Origin of the sequence: Priestia sp. SIMBA_032 (assembly GCF_046535215.1) — a bacterium.
Taxonomy (GTDB): Bacteria; Bacillota; Bacilli; order Bacillales; family Bacillaceae_H; genus Priestia; species Priestia aryabhattai.
On record NZ_JAWRXD010000358.1, the window covers coordinates 1 to 312 of the forward strand.

At 38.5% G+C, this 312-nt stretch carries 1 protein-coding gene; it reads left to right on the forward strand.

Annotation, left to right across the window (positions count from 1 at the left end; translation table 11 throughout):
- Positions 1 to 111 precede the first annotated feature (111 nt).
- Positions 112 to 312, forward strand: a 201-nt coding sequence (locus SB717_RS34750; protein ID WP_410907416.1) for a hypothetical protein, incomplete at its 3' end; no start/stop codon positions are given.

Consider the following 312-nt stretch of genomic DNA (forward strand, 5'->3'; position numbering starts at 1 on the left):
GTGATACAGAAGATGACGATGATCATCAATCAGCAGATAAATTGAATGTCGAAGTTGAGACAACTAAGGAATAATTGGGATAACCTGTAGACTAAAAGGGAGGTAGGCCCCTTGATAGATGTAAATAACTTTGAATATATGAAGATTGGACTTGCTTCACCTGACAAGATTCGTTCTTGGTCATACGGTGAAGTTAAGAAACCAGAAACTATTAACTATCGTACGTTAAAGCCTGAAAAAGATGGCTTGTTCTGTGAGCGTATTTTCGGACCACAAAAGGACTGGGAATGTCATTGCGGAAAATACAAACGT